This is a genomic window from Neisseria sp. P0021.S007 (assembly GCF_051956855.1).
This window is the reverse complement of the sequence record NZ_JBQCXA010000363.1, coordinates 1-781: the sequence shown is the minus strand read 5'-3', so window position 1 is coordinate 781 and position 781 is coordinate 1. Positions and strand designations below refer to the sequence as shown.

The window sequence follows — 781 nt, the reverse complement described above, 5'->3', positions numbered from 1 at the left end:
TTATTAAAGCAGGCCGTCTGAAAAAATCCTCTAAACAGGGATTTATCTCAAACCTGTTGGAAAATTCCTAAAAAACAGCGAAAATAACCGTTTATTTGAAACATAGAAAGAAAGCAAGCAAACATGGCCCGTATTACTACTGAAGACTGCACAGGTAAAATCCCTAACCACTTCGACCTTACCCTCGTTGCCGCCCGTCGCGCACGTCAATTAGAAAACGGCAATACGCCTTTGGTTGACGACATCCGCAACAACAAACCAACCGTTACCGCCCTGCGCGAAATCGCAGCCGGACAAATCGGAACCGAGCTGCTGACCCGCAATAAATAAACCAACCGGCAAACCGATAAAACCGCCGCGCGGACTGTATCGGTGCGATATCACAACCGATACAGTCTGACGGCTTAAAAATAGCCATAAAAGGCCGTCTGAAAATGCCAGCCCCACTGCCTACCGCCCCCTATGATCCGTTGACAGCAGAAGCGCGCGAGCTTCTGTTTCGTACCGCATCCTATCTCAATACCAATGAGCAGGCCGAGCTTGAAAGAGCCGTTGCCTACGCTTTCCACGCCCATGACGGACAAACCCGTAAAAGCGGCGAGCCCTACATTACCCATCCCCTTGCCGTAGCCACGCAGCTTGCGATTTGGCACATGGATGTTCAAGGTCTCTGCGCAGGCGTTATGCATGATGTATTGGAAGATACGGGTGTAACCAAAGTCGAAATGGCGGCAGAATTCGGCGATACCATTGCCGAAATGGTAGACGGCCTCTCCAAACT

The 781-nt window shown here is 50.2% G+C and carries 2 protein-coding genes; both read left to right on the top strand.

What is annotated here, in order from left to right; all coding sequences use genetic code 11:
- Positions 1–123 precede the first annotated feature (123 nt).
- A complete protein-coding gene (gene rpoZ, locus ACTHUR_RS13375; protein ID WP_003682294.1) occupies positions 124–330 on the top strand; it encodes a DNA-directed RNA polymerase subunit omega in 207 nt (68 codons plus the stop codon).
- Positions 331–434: 104 nt separating this feature from the next.
- Positions 435–781, top strand: a 347-nt coding sequence (locus ACTHUR_RS13370) for an HD domain-containing protein (RefSeq protein WP_440399017.1), incomplete at its 3' end; no start/stop codon positions are given.

What these genes read in the sequence shown, in the direction of transcription:
- rpoZ (WP_003682294.1), top strand. Translation starts at nt 124, where the DNA reads ATGGCCCGTATTACTACTGAAGACTGCACAGGTAAAATCCCTAACCAC.